The organism is Paenibacillus sp. FSL R5-0378 (assembly GCF_038009285.1).
Taxonomy (GTDB): domain Bacteria; phylum Bacillota; class Bacilli; order Paenibacillales; family Paenibacillaceae; genus Paenibacillus_AQ; species Paenibacillus_AQ favisporus.
In genome coordinates this window covers 6,326,770-6,345,515 of the sequence record NZ_JBBPAY010000001.1, presented here as the reverse complement: position 1 = coordinate 6,345,515, position 18,746 = coordinate 6,326,770, and the positions used below count along the sequence as shown (strand labels likewise).

The window sequence follows — 18,746 nt, the reverse complement described above, 5'->3', positions numbered from 1 at the left end:
GTGAATCCAGTATCCCACCGGACTCATAGGAAGGAGAAGAGATGAAGATTTTACTGGCAACCTACTGGCTGATTCCCCATGTTGGCGGAGTATGGAAGTATATGACACAACTCCAACAGAGGCTAGAAGCGATGGGACATCAGGTGGATCTTTTTGGAAACAGCCCGGATTATTCTAAATTCCACATCGTAAACCGCGGCCGGGAGCTCCCCAAGGACCGAATTCGCCCGTTTCTGTCCGCCAAGCTGGCACAGGAATATGCACCTCAGCTGCATGCTGATCGGATCATTTATTTCTACGAAGAGGACCGATATCATTTGGAACTTTCCGCCGCATACTTCGGTCTTGATCAATATGATATTATACACACCCAAGATATTTTTGCGGCTAGAGCGATCAGCCGCGTGAAGCCGGCTCACGTGCCCCTGGTAGCGCAGGTACACGGCTCGGTTTCCGGGGAGCTCCACAATCATTTTCGATTGAATCCTCACCTTGGCATCACAGAGGGATCGCCTGCATGGAAGTATCTGAAGTCTATCGAGTACTATGGGGCTACCTCCGGTGCCGTTACGATTACGTCAACCCATTGGCAGAAAAACGAACTGATACGTGATTTCGGGGTCCCTGAGAACAGAGTTTGCGTATTCCAGTACGGTTTGGATACCCTCGATTTTTGGAGGAAGGCCCAGGCTGGAACCAACATGCAGCGCCCTGTGGATAAAAAGGTGATCATCTTCCCGGCCCGATTGTCTTTTGTCAAAGGAATCGATGTGCTTATATCGGCGCTTGGCATGCTGAAATATATTCGGCAGGATTGGGTATGCTGGATCGTCGGGAACGGGGAGAAGATGGAAGAACTGCAGCGGCAGGTTGACGGGTTGGCCTTGAGCAATGACGTTTTGTTCCTAGGCGAACGCCATGACATCCCAGCTCTTCTCATGCAGTCGGATATATTCGTGCACTCCTGCATCCAGGACAATCAGCCGTTCTCGGTCATGGAAGCACAGATTGCCGGGCTCCCTGCGTGCGTATCGAATGCCGGCGGCCTGCCGGAGATGGTTGAACATGGCCGGACGGGTCTTATTTCGCCGATAAAAGATCCGGTATCCTTGACGCAGCATTTGCATCAGCTTCTGGAGGATGAGAGGTTACGCAAACAACTCGGCCGCAATGCTTCCGCCTGGGGAGAGGAGCACTGGTCCTTGGATCGGATGGTTGGGCGGCTGTTGGAACTGTATCGTCAGGTTATTGGCTAGGCTTGAATCAAGAGCCCAGGAAAGGATTGAGAGGCTTATGTCTGAAGAACCTTTTAAGGTCATAGGTGATTTATATAACCGTATTTTCACGGTCCAGTCTTCCCATTTGGAAATAAAGGTAGATTATTTGGTCTGGAATCAGATTTTTGCGAATCTCCCGAAGGATTACAAGCTGCCGGATATCCCTGTTCTGCAATTAGACCGCCCCTTTGATATAGGAGAGCGATAATCTATCCCACGTACCGTCCCCAGGGCGGTACCTCATATGGCAAAAACGTCCAAATAAATCACAGGGGGAATAAATATGTCCATATTGCGACTGGTGTCGAATGCCGACGGGCCCATAAACAGCCGCTGTATTCAATCTGTTGATTTGGAGATAAACAATTCCGGGGAAGTTCCCTTTGAAATGCTGATCCACGGGTATGGCATTGAGGGACTATTTTATATCGGCCTGATCCATGCGGGGGCGGATGAGTGGGTTGGTGTTCACGATATTATGACTAACTATTCACCGTTTGAGCTAGTACTTGTTACCAACATCAATAACCTGGCGCATACGGGTGTCGTTTTCAAGATAAAGAATCAGGGCATGTTGATTGCTGAGTACACACAGGAGGACACGATGAGAGAAAACTAAATGGCTGCAGGACGGGAGGAGGAGTCAATGAAGGTCTTATTTGTATTTTACGTGCCGAGCGGCGGGATGGATACGATCAATCGTTTGCGCTGCCATGAACTGAGGAATCATGGAATCGAGGCTTCCTGTTTGTATTATTTCTGGGGGGCGGGCATGCAGAACAGGGCGGATTTTCCGATCTATATTACCAATGATGACGCGGAAATCAAACAAATACTGGATGCGGGCGGTTATGACGTGATCGTAGTTACGACAGATCATGAGAGCTTCCCCCGGTTCCGCCAACTTGGATATACCGGCAAGCTGGTGCTTGAAATTCAGGGTTACGGGCCACAAGAGGTAGCCCGAAGCAAGCTGACCGAGGCCGTTCCCTATGTGAATGCTTACGCATCCGCCTTAATGAACCCCAGCACACCGCATATCACTGCTTTATTCCAGGAACTGTTTCCGTACATCCCCTGTTATATCATTCCTAACAGTATTAATTCGGAGACGTTTACCTATCGCCAAACGACCAAGCTTTCCTACCCGGTCATCGCCTGGCTGGGAAGGATAGACGATAATAAAAACTGGCGGGAATTTTTGTATATCGGCCATCAACTAACGCATTTTGTGCCCGATTTGCAGCTGTGGATGTTTGAGGATCCCAATCTTGGTGACCCCGATCAACGCCAGCAGTTTTTAAAAGTTGTGGACGACTTGCAGCTGGGCCCCCGGCTAACCATGCATGCTAATATCCCGAATCAAGAAATGCAGTACTATTATTCTTCGATTGGAGATTCGGGCGGATTTATGTGCTCCACTTCGAAAGTGGAGGGAGGGCCACTATCGGTATTGGAAGCGATGAGCTGCAGATGCCCTATTTTAGCAACCAATTCCGATGGAGTAACGATCACCATCAAGCATAATGTTACAGGAAAGAACTATAATCTGGGAAATGTTCACCAGGCTGTCATTGAGGGATTGAACCTCATGCAAGATGTTGGACTGAGGGAAAGCATTAGGGATGCTGCTCAGCACTTAGTTAAGACAGAATTTACTCCGTATAGGTATAGCGTAAATTTCATTGATATGTTGAACAACATCTAAATTTTAAAACGGACAGTGACTTGATGTTTTAAACAAAATGTATAACCACAAACAAATAAGGGCCTGCCGTTGGGTAACGGTAAGCCCTTATTTGTTAAGACTGCGCCGGTTTCGACAAGGGTGATTCCCTGGCATCGCTGCTAACTCACCCCGCTAAGCGGCTGGATGATGCTCATATCAGGAATTTTATAATCTATAGAATTAGCTTGAAGTGATCTAAGAATTGGATTCCAAATTTCTTCTTCATAAGGAGGGAGTCCCGGTAATGAAAATATGGAAGCGAGTGTGAGCGGTGGATCATCTTTAGTCTTGTTTTTTTTCTTGTTTCTAATAGATAAGCTCCTTAGCATGTACCTCCATTTTTTGCGCTTCCGTCTTTGATAAAGTTTTTTTTGGCGGATTCGCTTTATGGCTGTTTTTTTCTTAGCAGTCTTCTTCTTTTCAGGAAGCGTACTTTTCTTTTTCTTCTGAGTAATAGGCGCCTTCTTCTTTGACTGCTCCATTTTCCATCTCCTCCTTCTGAAGTGTTTTGATTTTGCAGATCATGATCTGGAGCAATTTCGTTACCTTGATCGAGATGCTTGCTGCGTGCGAGCTCATACAACTCATGTAGGCGGGAGGTTAATGCAGGTAAAGACCAGTATATTTCTCCTTGTTCTCTGGCTTGATTTGCGACGGAAAGGAACATTGCGGGGTTCTCTAAAGCAGATCGCAGTAAAATATATAACTGATCACTATCTCCGCTGCGAAATACAAATCCATTTGATGCACTTTTTATCATTTCAGGAATGCCACCGGCATTAGAAGTGATAATCGGTTTACCAGCAACTTGGGCTTCAATAATGGCGAAAGGCTGGTTGTCTTGGATGCTCGGGAGGACAATGAGGTCTGCTTGGTGTAACAATTCCGGGATATCATCACGATTTCCCAAAAAGGTAACGTGGTCCGTGAGACCAAGTTCCTGCACGGCTCGCTTTAATTTATCTCGGAGTGATCCGTCACCAACAAGCCAGCAAACCCAATCTGTGCGTTCTTCTTTCAGCTTAGATAGAGCATGAAGCAGATAGATGTGCCCTTTTACAGCATCGAAGCGTGCAGGACACATAAACACTTTTTTTGCGGTAGGTTTCGGTATGGTGGCTACACGCATCATGTTTTGTTGAAATTCATCCACATCTATACCGTAAGGGCTAACCACAACATGGTGTTCGGGAACAGAAAATTCTTGAACCAATATATCTTTGAGCCATTGTGATGGAGTAATGGTCACATCGCTAACGGTTGCACCCAGATATTCGCGCAAGGAGCAATAGCGCCATAGGGGAGAGCTTTGATCTTGCTCGGGCAATCCCATTTCCGTCCATTCAACAAACACTTCCTTGGCGAGACATCCGTGAATTGTCGTTACTAAGGGGGTATGTGGCGGTTTAACACGTGACATGGCATGGGCGCTCACGATGTCCTGCGCATGGATCAGATCGTATTCTGCCAAACCGAAATACATGATAGCGGCTTCCAAGCAGTATCGATCGATCTCGGATTGCTTAATCCATGGATGAATTCCTGGTAGATGTTGATCCATATACTGGTGTGTCTGGTCGGCGATCAAGGATTGCAGCCTTCCTCTTTCTATATACAAGTCTTTATTGGAGATCCGAAATCCCTGGCCGTCCGGCGTCGGGGAGAAGATATCAGTGGTATGCCCCGCGCGTTGTAATGCTTTGGTCAGTTGATTGACATAAGTGTTCACGCCACCAGCATTAGGCAGCGCCCAACTGCAGGCGATTAATATTCTCATCTGTTCATCTCCCGATTGACTAATCTGTCGTCCCCATATCATATGAGCTGTTCATACCATTGCTCACGTACATATACCCATTTGCCCCGCAGCAAATTTACGTTTTTATCGGGAGGTACGCCTGCATCATTTAAAAAAGCGGCCACCAATCTACAGCACCCATGACAGACACGGAGATAATAATTATGTAAAAATAAAATGATCCGGCCGCCTGTTTTTCAAGACGACCGGATCCTATTTCTATAATGGTCTGTTTGAGGAAGTCCTCCCCATTGCAAATACGATCAAAATCCTTGCTGCGACCGCTGCTCCGGATAAATCCGATAGTAGTACAATATTTCAGGCAGGTTCTCAACCGAATAGCCCCTAAGCACATATCTTGTAATAAAATACACGTCTTCGGTCGTTGTCTCCGTTCCTGCCGGATAACGCTCCAACCCGCCAAGCAGATCGAACAAAGAACCGCGCATCATTAGCGCGCCATGGCATACACAATGACCGCCTGACAAATAAATGCCGGCAATATTCTCATAACCATACTTTACGAAGTCGGTGACAAACTGCTGCTCAAAGTTTCCATCTACGAAGCAAGCTATTCCTGATCCACAAAGACAGAAGTTTGTATTTGCCTGTAAAAATGCGACCTGTTTTGCGATCCGCTCCGGGTGCGAGAGGTCATCTGCCGCCATTGTGGCAATAAACTCACCTCTTGCTAAAAAATAGCCTGTGGTAAACGCACCGGAAAATCCGATATTATAAGGCAGCGGATGGTAGACAAATCTGTTTTCTCTTATTACGGGATGATCTCTATGCTTCTGCACCCATTGTTGAATGATTAGGTCTGTATTATCTGTAGAACCGTCATTGACAACAACAATTTCAATAAAAGGGTAGGTTTGATGAATCAGGCTATCCAGTGTTTCCTCGATATGTCGAGAAGCATTATACGCACCTACTACAATACTGGCCAGGTTAGGAATTCTTTGGAATTTCACGTATTGACCTCCTTTATTTAACGTGGCTGAAAGCCACAAGCGTATCAATGATATACTGCTGCTGATCATCGGTAAGAAAGGGATGCACGGGAAGTGCGAGCGCATGCTCGGCTGCCTTTTCAGAAACAGGGAAGTCTCCGACTTTATACCCTAAAGAGGAGAATGCTTGCTGTAAATGAAGCGGACATGGATAATAGCGGGCAGTAGTAATTCCATACTGATCCATGTGGAGTAATAATTTGTCTGGATCCGGAACCTGTATGACGTATAAATGATAGACATGGCTGCAAGCTGAATCGCAGTATGGTAGAATCACGTCGTTCAGCTGCACGAGTTGATTCGTGTAGCGCTGTGCCAGTTCCTGGCGGCGTTTCGTCCATGCGCTTAATTTTTGCATTTTGATTCTCAGCATCAAGGCCTGAATCTCGTCCAGCCGGCTGTTAAGTCCCACGGCCTCGTGATAATATTTAAGCTTTCCCATCCCGTGGAAAGCGAGTACCCGGATACGATCAGCCATTTCGTCATCATTACTCGTAACCATGCCTCCGTCGCCGAAGCCGCCTAGATTTTTAGTGGGATAAAAGGAGAGGCAAGCCGCATGGCCTAAGCTGCCTACCTGTTTGCCTTTATATTCTGCACCTATGGCCTGACATGCATCTTCAATAATGATCAGAGAATACCGATGTGCCAGTTCGGCAAATGCGTCCATATCTGCTGGCTGCCCGAATAGATGGACGGGGATGATCGCTTTGGTACGCGCCGTTATCTTTGCTTCCGCGTGTGCTGGAGAAAGGTTATACGTTCGCTCATCGATGTCGGCAAAAACAGGCGTTGCTCCTACGCGTACAATAGCTTCGGCTGTCGCAAAGAATGTAAAGGGGGAAGTAATCACTTCGTCTCCAGGTCCGATCCCGTTTGCCAATAAGGTGAGGATGAGAGAGTCCGTTCCATTGGCCGTCGATACGGCATGTTTCGTTCGAGTAAGCAGCGCTATCTCCGCTTCAAACCGCTTCACCTCAGGTCCTGCGACAAAAATACCTTTATCCAGAACCTCGGACAATGCATCCAGAATATGCTCATTTCGTAAGACCCGATATTCTGATTGTGGATCAAATAAAGGAATGGGTTGCATGGGTGAGACCCTCCTTCCAAGTCACTTAGCCGCGACGCCTTTGACAGTCATTCCGTCCGCGACGTCCTTCGTAACGATGGCCCCTGCACCGATTATCGCATTTTCTCCGATAACGATACCTGGCAGCAGCGTCGCGTTATTGCCGATTCTGGCTCCTTTCTTAATATGTGGCCCTTTCAGAGGGACCTTTGTAGGCTCCATGTATTTGTCATTCGAAGTAGAAGCTTCCGGACCAATAAATACGTTGTCTTCGATGATCATGTCCGCGGTAATATACGCCCCGGTCTGGATGACGCATTGATTTCCGATTTCTGTCCGGCACTCCACCTTCGCATTGCGCCCTACTACCGTCGAATGGCCAATGTTTGTTTGTTCCCTGATGCTGGCCAAATCGCCGACCATGACGTCTTCCCCCAGTTGGCTGCCTGCATAAATAACGGTTCCGTTGCCAATGCTTGATCCTTTGCCGATGACCAGTCCTTTTTGATCTGTGATATGATGAATGACTTTGGAATTTTTAAAGGGTTGACAGCCGAGGAAGCTGCCGTTTCCAATAGATACGTCATCTCCAATGACTGTGTTTTGAAGGATGACAGAGTGATGGCCAATCCGGACCCGGTCTCCAATCGTGACTCCCGATTCAATTACGATATGATGGCCGAGCACGACATCTTTGCCGATCATCGCTTTCGTCGAGATCACGTTCGTCGAATCATCGTTTCGCTCACTCATCTGGATTCCTCCGCTTGTAAAATCTTCTTCGTGATTTCTCCGGTGATTTCCATGACCAGAAGTCCACCTTCACCGGGTACATTGGGCTGCGTTCCTTTTTTGATGCATGTAATAAAGTCAAGCAGCTGCAGCCACAAGGGCTCCTGTATGGGAACGGCAATTTTCTCAACGATATTTTGTTGGGCGTAATTCATGTTTAACGAGGTTTGATAAAAGCGAGTCGAACGGGTGATAAGCACCTGTTTATCCAATAAGTCGGCTTGAATGAAAGCGGTCTTGGTCACAATTCGAATGGTTCGAATCTTTTCCTCTGTAATATAACTCGCCGTTACCTGTGCGATGATCCCATTGTCCATTCGAAGGAGCGCCGCCGCATGGCGAATGATGCCATGATCGACATATCCGACAGCCTGGGTTGCCTCGGTTCTTGTCTTAAACAGATGGTTCATAATGTAAATATCGTGAATCATCAGATCATCGACAACATTGACGTTTTGCCATCTGGCTTCGAATGGACTCATACGGTGAACGTCTACCGCAACGACCTCTTCCTGCTCAATGATTTGACGCAATACCCGAATGACGGGATTATACAGTTCGATATGCCCGACTTGCAGCTTCACGCCGGCCTCAGCAGCTCGCTTAATTAAATCCGTACCTTCCTTCATATTTTGAGCGAGCGGTTTTTCCATCAGCATGTGAACACCTTTGGCTATACATGCCAGGCCGACTTGGTAATGATGAAAAGTGGGAACTGCAATCGACACCGCGTCAACCTGCCCAAGAAGCTCATCTAAACTTTTGAAGGCCATTGTCTGGTACTTAGCGGAGATGTGCTGTGCCCGCTCTTGATCAGCGTCATATATCCCTATCAGTTCGCAGTCATTTGGCAACGCAGTATATACCCGAACGTGATTTTCACCCATGACTCCTGCACCAATGACACCTACCCTCATGGTTTATTCTCCTCTTTCTACGATTTCACGGCATAAATACATAAAGTCATACCACTTCTTGCATACTTCTTGGGGTGAAAATCGTTTACTATCATTTATAGCCTTTATCGAGAGGCTATCACGGTAGGCCGCGCTAGAAATAACTTCGTGAAGAGCGGTGGCGTATTTCTCCAGCGCCTCAGGCAGCCACCAATATGGAGGCGAACCCCAATTGACGTCGAAAATCAAGCGCTGACTAGGTGCGGTATGATAGATGGCGCCCATTGCGGCTGCAATAACCGGTACACCACAAGACATAGCCTCCGCAATCTGATTGGAGAAGGTTTCGCTTTTACTTCCGCATACGAGAACGTGCCAGCGGCTAATGATGTCAGCCATTTGGTTATGAGGCACATTCGTTCGAATTAATAGGTTTGGAGGGTGATCATTTAACCAGCCTTCCTGATTCGTTGGTGGGGGGGCCATAATCATCTCGAACCGGATATGCGGGAACCGGCGTGCAAGGAATGGCATAACTTCCGGTCCTTTCAGCAAACCATTTAAATCGTGACCGATCCAGCCAACTATAATCTCATTACCTTTTGGCCTGGGGTAAAAAATCTCACTGTCAACCATGTTTGGAATGATATGAATGAGATGCTCAGGGTAATTTAAATCCTTCATATACTGCTTCTGAAATTCCGAATACACGACTAGCGGAACATAGCGTTCGACTGGCCGGTATTGGTCGAAATTAGGACCCGTGCTCCAATATCTTCCCTTATAAACCTGAAAATCCTCGGTATAGTTTTGTACATAATGGTTCCACCAGCCAATATCCTCTTTACCGACAATCAGGGCGTTACTCGGGTAGATCGGAAATTGTCCCGGATTTGGGGCAAATCCGATCTGTATATCAGGCGGACAATAATAAGGAAGCCATTTGGCCCTCATATTGGCTTCCGTGAATGGCCCCGACATGGCTGAGGCGTGGAAATTATCCATAACAAACTTGAAATGAAACATGATGCGTCCCTCCTTCATCGGTGTATCCCAAGCTCCTGCCGGTACCATTCGATCGTGCGTTCTAACCCGAGATCAATACCGACTTGCGGATCATATCCCAGTATCCCTTTGGATCGAGTTAAATCCGGTTTGCGCGCTGGCATATCCTCATACCCGGGTCCATATGCCTCATCATAAGGCTTAATCAAAATCTCCGACGGGGACCCGGTCATCCGAATCACGAGCTCGGCTAACTGCTTGATCGTAATCGATTGTTCAGAACCAATATTGAAAATGAGGCCATCGGCCTTAGAGCTTAATGCCTGCACTGTCCCCTGTACTGTATCGTCAATAAACGTAAAGCATCGGGATTGTGACCCATCCCCATAAACCTCCAGCGGCCGGCCTTCCAAGGCAGCCATAATAAAACGTGGTACGACCATGCCATATTGGGAATTCGTTTGACCGGGGCCATAGGCATTAAAATAACGCAGAATCGTAACCGGAAGGCCTTTCTGAGAATAGCCTAAGCACATATGCTCATCTAACGATTTAGCAGTCGCATAACACCATCGATGAATGGACGTTGTTCCATAAACACGGTCCGAATCTTCACGAAACGGCAGATCACGATTCTTGCCGTATACTTCAGAGGTTGAGGCAAAGATAACCTTTCTCCCCATTTCATAAGCGAGCTCCAGTACGTTTCTTGTACCGTCTATGTTGCCTTCTATAACTTTCAGCGGATTTTCCACCGTGTTCTTAACGCCAAGTACTGCGGATAAGTGAAAAACAACATCTGTTTGTTGGATCAGTGTTTTCATGAGATCACGGTTCAAGACGGTACCCTCAATAAAGCGATGATTCGGGTGATGCAAAACCTCGTTAAGGAATGTAAGAGAGCCGGTAGACAGATTATCAAGTGACCACACCCTGTGATTCATGGACAGCAATTTCTTCACCAGGTTGGATCCAATGAATCCTGCGCCGCCTGTAACTAAAATATCCATAAGGTACACTCCTTGTAATCAAGATCCCTTCCTTGTAGAGCAGAATGAATTGCGAAGGTCTGGACAGGCCGCCTCATAACAAGGTGAATGCTAGATTATCGAGGCCTATGGTACGTTTGGCATAATTTGTTATTGCTTTGTTGAATGAACGGAAGGTTGATATCATTTTGTGGTTTGTCACAGCTGACAAACTCCGCTAGTGTCAAGAAACAACAGGTCCAGGATACCGGGATATCCAACGCCGATGATGGCGATCCTTCTTCACGTCGTCATCTCCTTTTGCGTTAAACTTTGACATATCTTACGGTCACCCGTGTAAGAAAGTACTGGTCTATAATCTAAATTTCCGAGAAATGGTAGAGTATCTTGATGTCTAGAAAAGCGAGAGAAGAAAAGCTGCGATATGAACCGAGACTGGGTTATCTTCTAGATCTCAGAAGAATGGATAGGGGGTTAGACTCTCTTCCAAAATAGGCTATTGCAGTACATTCGTTGACAGCGAGGATGCACTCAAGTCTATGGCAGAACATTGACGGGTTCGGAATTTACAATGTACAACTGTGAGATAGGTAATCTGAAGAGGAAGGGAGTGGGTCTTTTTCTATAATTATCTTTCTTAACTTAGAACGTGGGATTTAGGGGGCGCTGGACCCGATAAGGCCGTCTGTAGGCTGAGGAAACTCCCTTTCTTAGAGTAAAATGATATTTTTGCGATCTGTTATATTTTTTGTGGCGTTACGTGTATCAACTACGATAGGGGTATGCGCTACTAGGGTCTCATAAGGGATATTGGAATGATCCGTTAATATTAAGGTGCAATCGAAGTGTTTCATGTTTCGGGCTGTGAGCTCAATCGAATGAAGTTTGGTTTCGCCAACTTTTAGTTCATCTACATAAGGATCAAAATATTCTACTTGGGCTCCAGACATTAATAGCTGCTCTATGATATGAATGGCAACAGATTCTCGAATATCATTCACATCTTTCTTATACGTTACGCCGATAACAAGGATATGACTCCCAAGAAGCTCTTTTGGAAGCAGAGCCTTTGTTACCCGTTCTACAATATATCCAGGCATATCCTTGTTTACCTGATGGCTAAGCTCAATGAAAGGCAAATCGTTGTCGTGTTCTCTTGCCTTCCATAATAAATACAGGGGATCGACGGGGATGCAGTGTCCACCTACCCCTGGACCCGGGTAATACTTCGTAAAACCATATGGTTTAGTTCCGGCAGCTTCAATGGCCTCCCAAAGGCTAATATCCAGTTTCTCGCACAATCTCAGTAAGCTGTTCATAAACGAGATGTTTACGTAACGCTGAGAGTTCTCCAAAATTTTTGTCATTTCAGCAACCCTTGGTGAGGATACCACAACGATTTGATCAAATACGGCTCCATACACTTGTTTGGCAAAAGTTGTACATGATGGGGTGACTCCCCCTACAACCTTAGGGATTTTCTCCAACTCCCATTTTGATCCGGGGTCGATTCGCTCTGGCGAATAAGCGAGTGAAATATCTCTTCCGACCAGGAATCCGGTTGACTCCAGAATAGGTTGAATTCGCTCCTCGCTTGTTCCTGGAAAAGTGGAGCTTTCGAGCACGACGAGCTGGCCCCGCCGGAGATACGGAAGCGTGCTTTGCAATGCCCCGATGACATACTTCAAATCAGGCTGATCGTCATCTCCAAGCGGTGTTGGAACGCAAATAATGATAACATCAACTTTTTCGATCACATCAAACGAACTGCCGACATAGAATCTATTTTTACTGAACAGTTCCCGGATGTCGCCTTTCTCATAATCCGAAAGATAGGGTTGACGCTTGTGTAACATATTAATCTTTTGTTCATCTACATCAATGCCGTATACAATGTGCCCTTTCTCGAGAAATAACCGGGCCAATGGTAATCCGACATATCCCAGCCCGATTACGCCGATTTTATACTTCGGAATATCCACCATCATTCTTCCAACTCCCTTTGATCGATCTCGTAGCATAGTACGCGGAATAACTAAAACTGCGTTAGTTGATTGTCCAAATTAGCAAAAATAGTGGAGTATCACGAATTTTCATAGATTCCGTGACAAATGATTTGCAGTTTAGAGGATCGGAGGTGAACGGTTCAGATCCGGATTTTCCAGGAAAGGGGAAGTTGAATGGATCCTTGTCGTCTTTTCGTAGCCATAGCTGTGGTTGAGACGAATTTTTTCTTTCGTTACTACTGAGAAGATTAAGGAAGATTCATAGGCTATGACATATCATGATAAACATTGACAGGTATGACGGCGAGTGGGAAGAAGCCTGGAATTACTATAAACTTAAACGAATGTAGTGCTTGACCGGTATGGCTGCGTAGGTGGCTGTCCAACCCGTTAATGTGTCGCTTAAACAGCGGGTGTAGTTAAAAATAATCAGATAAGCAAAAAATCCGCCCTAATTGGACGGTTCTTTTTGAGAAAGGTCTTCGCTTGTTTGTCCTATTCATGGAGTAGAAAGATGTAATGTACGATATAGAAAATGTTACATGAGGTCAGCGAAACTTCGATACGTCTCTTGAAGCCCCTGTTCCAGCGAATAGACGGGTTTCCAAAGCAGCTTTCGCTGAATCGCTTGATTCGATAAGCAGCTGTGACGGATATCTCCAGACTTGTCTGGGCCGTGCTGCACATGAATTTCACGGGAATGAAACTTACGGAGGAACGACACCAAATCGTTAACCGTAGCCGCTTTTCCGGTGCTGACATGCAGCGTCAAATCCTCCGGATGGCTGCTTGCCGCGATGAGTGCTTCGACGACATCCTTGACATAAATAAAGTCCCGCGTCTGATTTCCGTCGCCGTTGACAACCAGCTGCCGGTCATGGTGGATCCGGTCCATAAAGATGGCCACGACGCCGCCTTCTCCCTTCGCGGTCTGACCCGGTCCGTACACGTTGGCGAAGCGGAGAATGGCATGGGACAACCCGAATAAGGACGTGTATAAACGAATGTACTGCTCGCCGGCCAGCTTGGAAAGGCCATAGAAGGAGATCGGGTGCGTTGGGTCGTTTTCTGTCATGATGTCCTTCTGCAGGTTACCGTATACACCTGATGTGGATGCAAAGATGACCTTGCGGACCTTTGCTTCCCTGCAGGCGTTCAGTATGTTAAGCGTGCCCCCAATGTTAATGTCCATATCCAGAAAAGGATCCCGTATCGATTGCTGCACATCCGCCTGCGCAGCCAAATGGACAACGACATCCGGCTGAATGGAAACAATCATCTTATAGGCATCCGGGCTTCGAATATCAAGCGTATGAAGAACCGCCTCGGAGGGGACTTTTTCGGCTCGGCCCGTGGACAGATTATCAATCACATGCACCTGCGAACCAAGAGACGCAAGACGACGGACAAGATGCGAGCCGATAAATCCCGCGCCGCCTGTCACGACAACCGTATTCATGCATCTACCTCCTGTGTGTTAGGTCATGATCTATCGTATGTGGAGGAGAAACGTTCGGTATTAGGCGATCCAACCATTTCTGGGGCTGATGCAAAGTTCTCGAGCGGGATGGGTAAAATGAAGGCAAGGAAGGGTAAAACCGAATGCCTTCAAGCAAATGGGGGATGAGCCATGCACGTTAAGAAAAGCATAGGAGCGGCGGTGTGCCTGCTCTTGGGCGTCATCGTTGCAACACTCATGGCGGATCGTGAAGCGAACCCGCCGGATCCGGCCCGGGAAACAATGGCTGCTAATGGAGAGCAAATCCAGGAGTCGACGGGGATATTCCAATGGAATGATAAAGAGGTTCGAAGTGTGGAGTGGGAAGGGAGAAACCAGTCCTGGATTCTGCAGCGCCAACCGGCTGCGACGGAAGAGAGCATGTTAAGGGGCGGATGGCTGCTTAATGGAAGCGAGCTGCCTGTAAGTCAAGCGGAATCGAGGATTCGAAAGCTTCGCGAGTTGGGGAAAGAAGGGGGTACCCGCCGCACTTCGACTTTAAGCCATGAAGTGATCGTTGGTACCATTACGGTTACTTTAAGCGGATTAAAAAAGGAGCCGGAAATTTACCTCATTGCGGTCGAACCGGATCACCCCGAACAGGTGTGGATCCTGCGCAGTGGCGATCCTTTAGCTTATTTGGTATCCAAGGATGCATATTTGGAACTTGAGCAGCTGCAGTAGCGCCTGATCCCGCCATGCCAAAACCTTTCAGCATACCGGATCATGCGGGTGGTCATCCTAAATGGTGTTATTAATACACCTATTAGAGATGGAGGATGAACTCATGCTACGATCCAAAGCGATTAGTCTTTCGGTATCAGCAGCCCTGCTCGTGAGCATGGCCGGTGTTGCCGGCTGTACGACGAAGGAGCCTGCAAATACGAACATCCGCACCAAAAACGTCATTGACGGCAACGGCAGAACGGGCCGTATCGGCGTGAATTCCCTGCGGGAAAACGGCTTGATCAGTCCGAAAGGCTACACATACAATACAAACAGCACGAATAACGGCAACGCAGCGACCACCCATAACTTGACGAATGCCCAATTGTCGCAAAAGCTGTCCGATAAAGTGGCGGCCATGAAGGAAGTCAAATCCGCCAACGTTCTCGTGGCCGGCAATACCGCCTACGTTGCCGTTTCCCTGCGGGATACCGCAAGCAATACCGGCGGAAACATGGGAGCGAAGAGCTACAGCGGCACCCACAACATGATGAACGGAAGCAGCTTTAACAATGCCGGAACGGCCAATGGAAGCAGCTTCAACAACCGGTCCAAATCCGGAACCGTGCGCAACGGCGTACGCGGTACTGCTCCAAATGCCGCTGCAGCGCATCATAACATCCGCAACTATTCGTCTAAAGGGGCCAGCATTACGGGGAAAAACGGCTATAATATGACGACGTACGGTACGGCAGGTACGACGGATAACGGGGTCGGCACCAACAACGGTATGGGTGCCGGCGGATACAGCGATTACCGCAATGACACGATTACGTCCGATATCAAAGACCGTATCGCCAATACGATCAAGAGCACGGATAACACAATCAAGAACGTCTATGTATCTGCAAATCCGGGCTTTGTCCAGGGACTGGCTAACTTATCGGCACAAACGCAAGGAGGACATCCGATCAAAGGACTCATGTCCGACCTGTCGACGATGGTGGAGCGCATCTTCCCAATGAATGCCGGGAATGGCAACCGTACTACCAATTACAATGCCCCTGTTCACCATTTTGATACGACCAATCGGTAAAATTGCCGATAAAAAGGGGCTGCCATAAGCTTGTTATGGACAGCCCCTTATACATAATCCGTTTTTTAAAATACCTTACGTCCTTTAACCCAAACACCTTGAATATCGAGCTGGTTATCCAGCAGCAGAACGTCTGCCTGCTTGCCGATTTCGATCGTGCCGGTGCGGTCTTCGATCCGCAGCCGTTTGGCCGGGTTGAAGCTGGCGGCGAGGGACGCCTCTTCGATCGACAGGCCCACGTTGTTGATGAGGTAGCGGAAGCCTTTAATCATCGTCAAGGTACTTCCGGCAAGACTGTCCCGCTGACCCTTCAAGGTAGCGATTCCGTCATGCACCTCAACCGGAAGGTCGCCGATCATGTATTCCCCGTCCCCGAGTCCGGCTGCGGACATGGCGTCCGTAATCAGGAGCAGATTGTTATCCTGCTTCAACCGGGCCAGGATGGAAATGCAGGCCGGGTGCACATGGATGCCGTCGGCGATGATTTCCGCGTGGATGCGCGGGTCGCTCAGCACCGCTCCTGCGGTTCCGGGCTTGCGGTGGTGCAGCGGCGTCATCGCGTTAAAGGTATGCACGCCTTGGCGCAGACCAGCTTCCACGGCCGCTTCCACCTCTTCGTACGTTGCATCCGTATGGCCCAGCGCGGCGTTGATACCGTGCTCGGTCATCCAGGCGATCGCGTTCAGTGCGCCTTCGCGCTCCGGCGCCAGCGTCACCTGGCGGACGAGACCCGGATACGCAGCTTCCCATTCTTCCAGCCATTCTACATTCGGCAGGACGATATGCTCCGGATTTTGCGCTCCCGGCCATTGCGGGCTGATAAAAGGCCCTTCCAAATGAACGCCCTCCACGGTTGCGTAAGGCATGTCATGCTGCGTATACTCGTGAACCTCCTTGAGGACGCGGTCGATCGCCGCCTTTGGCGCGGTCATGGTCGTCGGAAGAATCGAGGTGGTTCCCTGTGAGCAGTGGAAGGCGGTAATGGTATCCAGCACTTCCTTGTTTGAATCCATAAAGTCCTGGCCGTTGCCTCCATGCACGTGGACATCAATAAAGCCGGGAACGATGTATCCGTCCGATTTGAATTGGCTTGCAGCAGAGTCCGTCCAGCGCTGCGGCAGATCGCGGGCAAGCCCCGCATAGACGATCTTGCCGTCCTGGATGGCGACCGCTCCTTCTTCCAATACCCCTGCCGGCGTTACAACCTTGCCGTACAAGAGCTGTACGTTTTCTTCACTCATCCTAACAACCTCCCTGCACCTTGATCCAGCAGCACCACGACGTTCGGATGGCATTGCAGCAGCGATGCCGGGCACTGCGTCGTAATCGGTCCTTTCAGCGCGCGCTTCACGATCTCAGCCTTGTCTTCGCCACGAACGAGCAGCAGAATCTGCTTGGCCTTTAGAATGCTGCCGACCCCCATGGTAATCGCGTGCTTAGGCACATCGTCCAGCGATGGGAAGAAGCGTGCGTTCGCCGTGCGGGTTTTTTCCTGAAGCTCAGCCACGTGCGTTCCGCCGTCCAGGCTGTCATCGGGCTCGTTGAACCCGATATGCCCGTTGTGGCCGATGCCGAGAATTTGCAGGTCCACCGGGCCGTTCTGCTCCAGCATGGCATCGTACTTGACGCATTCTTCCTTCAGATCGGCGGCGTTGCCGTTTGGAACATGCGTATTTTCAAGCTGAATATCGATATGGTTGAACAGCTTCTCGTTCATAAAGGTACGGTAGCTCTCTGAATGGCCCTCAGGCAGGCCGACGTACTCGTCCAGATTGTAGCTGGATGCTTTCGCAAAGCTGACCAGGCCCTGCTGGTACATTTCGATAAGCCGTCCGTAAATTCCTACCGGGGTGCTGCCCGTGGCCAGGCCGAGTACCGCTCTCGGTTTGGTATGAAGCAGGCTGGCGATCAGGCTGGCCCCGGTGGCGTTAAAATCAGCTTCGTTTTTAAACGTATAAATGTTCATGCTTGAAAATGACCTCCTCTGGATTTTCGGTAATTCTGTACGTTATGGTAGGACTGCTCCAGCTTGGGAACATATTGTCCGAACTGCTCGCTGTTCATCCCCATAAACAGGATGTCGACGAGATGGAGCTGGGCGATCCGCGAAGCCATGTCTCCCCGGCGCATTCCTTTTTCCAGGGAAGAGGCAAACAATGGAATATCGGCCATGGCAGCTAGCGTATTGCTGCTGTACGACGTCAGCGAAATGGTCGCTGCTCCGCTGTCTTTGGCGCAGGCCAGCGCATCGATCGTTTCGAGCGTTTCCCCTGAATAGGAGATGGCGACCGCCACATCCCGGCCCGACAGCGTCGAGGCGGAAGTGATCTGCATATGTGAATCGGCGAAGGCGGTACAGTTCTTACCGATCCGGATCAGCTTCTGGTAGAAATCCTGGGCGACGATCGACGAGGTGGCTACCCCGTACAAGTCGATCCGATCGGCGGCGCAGAGCAGGCGGATCGCCTGGGCCAGACGGTCCATGTCGAGCAGGGACGTCGTGTCGCGGATGGAGGCCAGATGATTCGCTTCCATGGCCTCTACGATTTGGGATAACGGATTGTTGGCCACGATATCCTGGTAGGAAGACATGCCGCTTCGCTCCTGCATTTCCGTATGGGCGATTTCGGCGGACAGCTTCACTTTTAGATCCGGGTAGCCTTTGAGATGGAACGCTTTGCAGAACCGGGTCACGGTGGCGGGACTAGTCCCGCACTGCTCGGCCAGCTCCTTGATCCCCATGTGAACGACTTCGGAAGGGGAGGAGAGGATAAAATCGGCGATCCGGCGCTCCTGCTGGGACAGCCGTTCCTGTTCCTGCGCCAAGGCGTGTAATATAGGTGCCAATCGCAAGCCTCCTTGGATAAAACTAATGATGCTAGATAATGAAAATAATTTTAATGAATGAT

Annotated in this window: 17 protein-coding genes; 5 read left to right on the top strand and 12 right to left on the bottom strand. The window is 48.8% G+C overall.

The genetic code is table 11. The annotated features are described in order from the left end of the window. The first annotated feature begins 41 nt into the window (after nt 1-41). The 3 genes from MKY74_RS29450 to MKY74_RS29440 all read left to right on the top strand — a co-directional run bounded on the left by MKY74_RS29450 (nt 42) and on the right by MKY74_RS29440 (nt 2,985). Nucleotides 42-1,256, top strand: coding sequence for a glycosyltransferase family 4 protein (locus tag MKY74_RS29450; protein WP_076174144.1), 1,215 nt, complete (start codon nt 42-44; stop codon nt 1,254-1,256). 304 nt (nt 1,257-1,560) lie between these two features. Then, a complete protein-coding gene (locus MKY74_RS29445; protein ID WP_076174152.1) occupies nt 1,561-1,896 on the top strand; it encodes a hypothetical protein in 336 nt (111 codons plus the stop codon). 27 nt (nt 1,897-1,923) lie between these two features. Further along, nucleotides 1,924-2,985 (top strand): glycosyltransferase family 4 protein, encoded by a 1,062-nt coding sequence (locus MKY74_RS29440; RefSeq protein ID WP_076174461.1) that lies wholly within the window; start codon nt 1,924-1,926, stop codon nt 2,983-2,985. A 406-nt stretch (nt 2,986-3,391) separates the two neighbouring features. On the opposite strand, the gene MKY74_RS29435 is transcribed toward MKY74_RS29440, so the two are convergent. The 9 genes from MKY74_RS29435 to MKY74_RS29395 form a co-directional block, all read right to left on the bottom strand. Continuing rightward, entirely contained in the window at nt 3,392-4,783 is a 1,392-nt protein-coding gene (locus tag MKY74_RS29435; protein WP_076174154.1) for a glycosyltransferase family 4 protein, read from the bottom strand. A gap of 284 nt (nt 4,784-5,067) precedes the next feature. Beyond that, nucleotides 5,068-5,778: a glycosyltransferase family 2 protein gene (locus MKY74_RS29430; RefSeq protein ID WP_076174156.1), complete on the bottom strand. Its 711-nt coding sequence runs from the start codon at nt 5,776-5,778 to the stop codon at nt 5,068-5,070. Nucleotides 5,779-5,791: 13 nt separating this feature from the next. Next, nucleotides 5,792-6,910 carry a DegT/DnrJ/EryC1/StrS family aminotransferase gene (locus tag MKY74_RS29425; protein WP_076174158.1) on the bottom strand — a complete coding sequence of 373 codons (1,119 nt, stop codon included), beginning with the start codon at nt 6,908-6,910 and terminating at the stop codon, nt 5,792-5,794. Between the two features lie 21 nt (nt 6,911-6,931). Beyond that, nucleotides 6,932-7,642: an N-acetyltransferase gene (locus MKY74_RS29420; RefSeq protein ID WP_244169398.1), complete on the bottom strand. Its 711-nt coding sequence runs from the start codon at nt 7,640-7,642 to the stop codon at nt 6,932-6,934. Continuing rightward, nucleotides 7,639-8,598 (bottom strand): Gfo/Idh/MocA family protein, encoded by a 960-nt coding sequence (locus MKY74_RS29415; RefSeq protein ID WP_076174161.1) that lies wholly within the window; start codon nt 8,596-8,598, stop codon nt 7,639-7,641. The genes MKY74_RS29420 and MKY74_RS29415 overlap by 4 nt, the downstream gene beginning before the upstream one ends. 3 nt (nt 8,599-8,601) lie before the next feature. Next, on the bottom strand, nt 8,602-9,603 hold the full coding sequence (locus MKY74_RS29410; protein WP_076174164.1) for a glycosyltransferase family 4 protein: 1,002 nt from the start codon (nt 9,601-9,603) through the stop codon (nt 8,602-8,604). Between the two features lie 14 nt (nt 9,604-9,617). Continuing rightward, complete coding sequence (locus MKY74_RS29405) at nt 9,618-10,592, bottom strand: NAD-dependent epimerase/dehydratase family protein (RefSeq protein WP_076174167.1); 975 nt, start codon at nt 10,590-10,592, stop codon at nt 9,618-9,620. Between the two features lie 689 nt (nt 10,593-11,281). Continuing rightward, entirely contained in the window at nt 11,282-12,559 is a 1,278-nt protein-coding gene (locus MKY74_RS29400) for a nucleotide sugar dehydrogenase (RefSeq protein WP_306433710.1), read from the bottom strand. Between the two features lie 556 nt (nt 12,560-13,115). After that, the gene (locus MKY74_RS29395; RefSeq protein WP_076174169.1) at nt 13,116-14,036 is read right to left on the bottom strand and encodes an NAD-dependent epimerase/dehydratase family protein; all 921 of its coding nucleotides are present in this window, start codon (nt 14,034-14,036) and stop codon (nt 13,116-13,118) included. Nucleotides 14,037-14,207: 171 nt separating this feature from the next. On the opposite strand from MKY74_RS29395, the gene MKY74_RS29390 reads away from it, so the two are divergent. Further along, nucleotides 14,208-14,759 (top strand): hypothetical protein, encoded by a 552-nt coding sequence (locus MKY74_RS29390; protein WP_076174171.1) that lies wholly within the window; start codon nt 14,208-14,210, stop codon nt 14,757-14,759. Between the two features lie 103 nt (nt 14,760-14,862). Next, nucleotides 14,863-15,837, top strand: coding sequence for a YhcN/YlaJ family sporulation lipoprotein (locus tag MKY74_RS29385; RefSeq protein ID WP_076174173.1), 975 nt, complete (start codon nt 14,863-14,865; stop codon nt 15,835-15,837). 65 nt (nt 15,838-15,902) lie between these two features. On the opposite strand, the gene nagA is transcribed toward MKY74_RS29385, so the two are convergent. The 3 genes from nagA to MKY74_RS29370 are packed head-to-tail and all read right to left on the bottom strand — an operon-like array spanning nt 15,903 to nt 18,684. Next, complete coding sequence (gene nagA / locus MKY74_RS29380; RefSeq protein ID WP_076174175.1) at nt 15,903-17,078, bottom strand: N-acetylglucosamine-6-phosphate deacetylase; 1,176 nt, start codon at nt 17,076-17,078, stop codon at nt 15,903-15,905. Further along, nucleotides 17,075-17,803 (bottom strand): glucosamine-6-phosphate deaminase, encoded by a 729-nt coding sequence (nagB, locus tag MKY74_RS29375; protein ID WP_076174178.1) that lies wholly within the window; start codon nt 17,801-17,803, stop codon nt 17,075-17,077. Before nagB ends, nagA begins: the two co-directional genes overlap by 4 nt. Then, the gene (locus tag MKY74_RS29370) at nt 17,800-18,684 is read right to left on the bottom strand and encodes a MurR/RpiR family transcriptional regulator (RefSeq protein WP_076174180.1); all 885 of its coding nucleotides are present in this window, start codon (nt 18,682-18,684) and stop codon (nt 17,800-17,802) included. Before MKY74_RS29370 ends, nagB begins: the two co-directional genes overlap by 4 nt. Nucleotides 18,685-18,746: the final 62 nt, after the last annotated feature.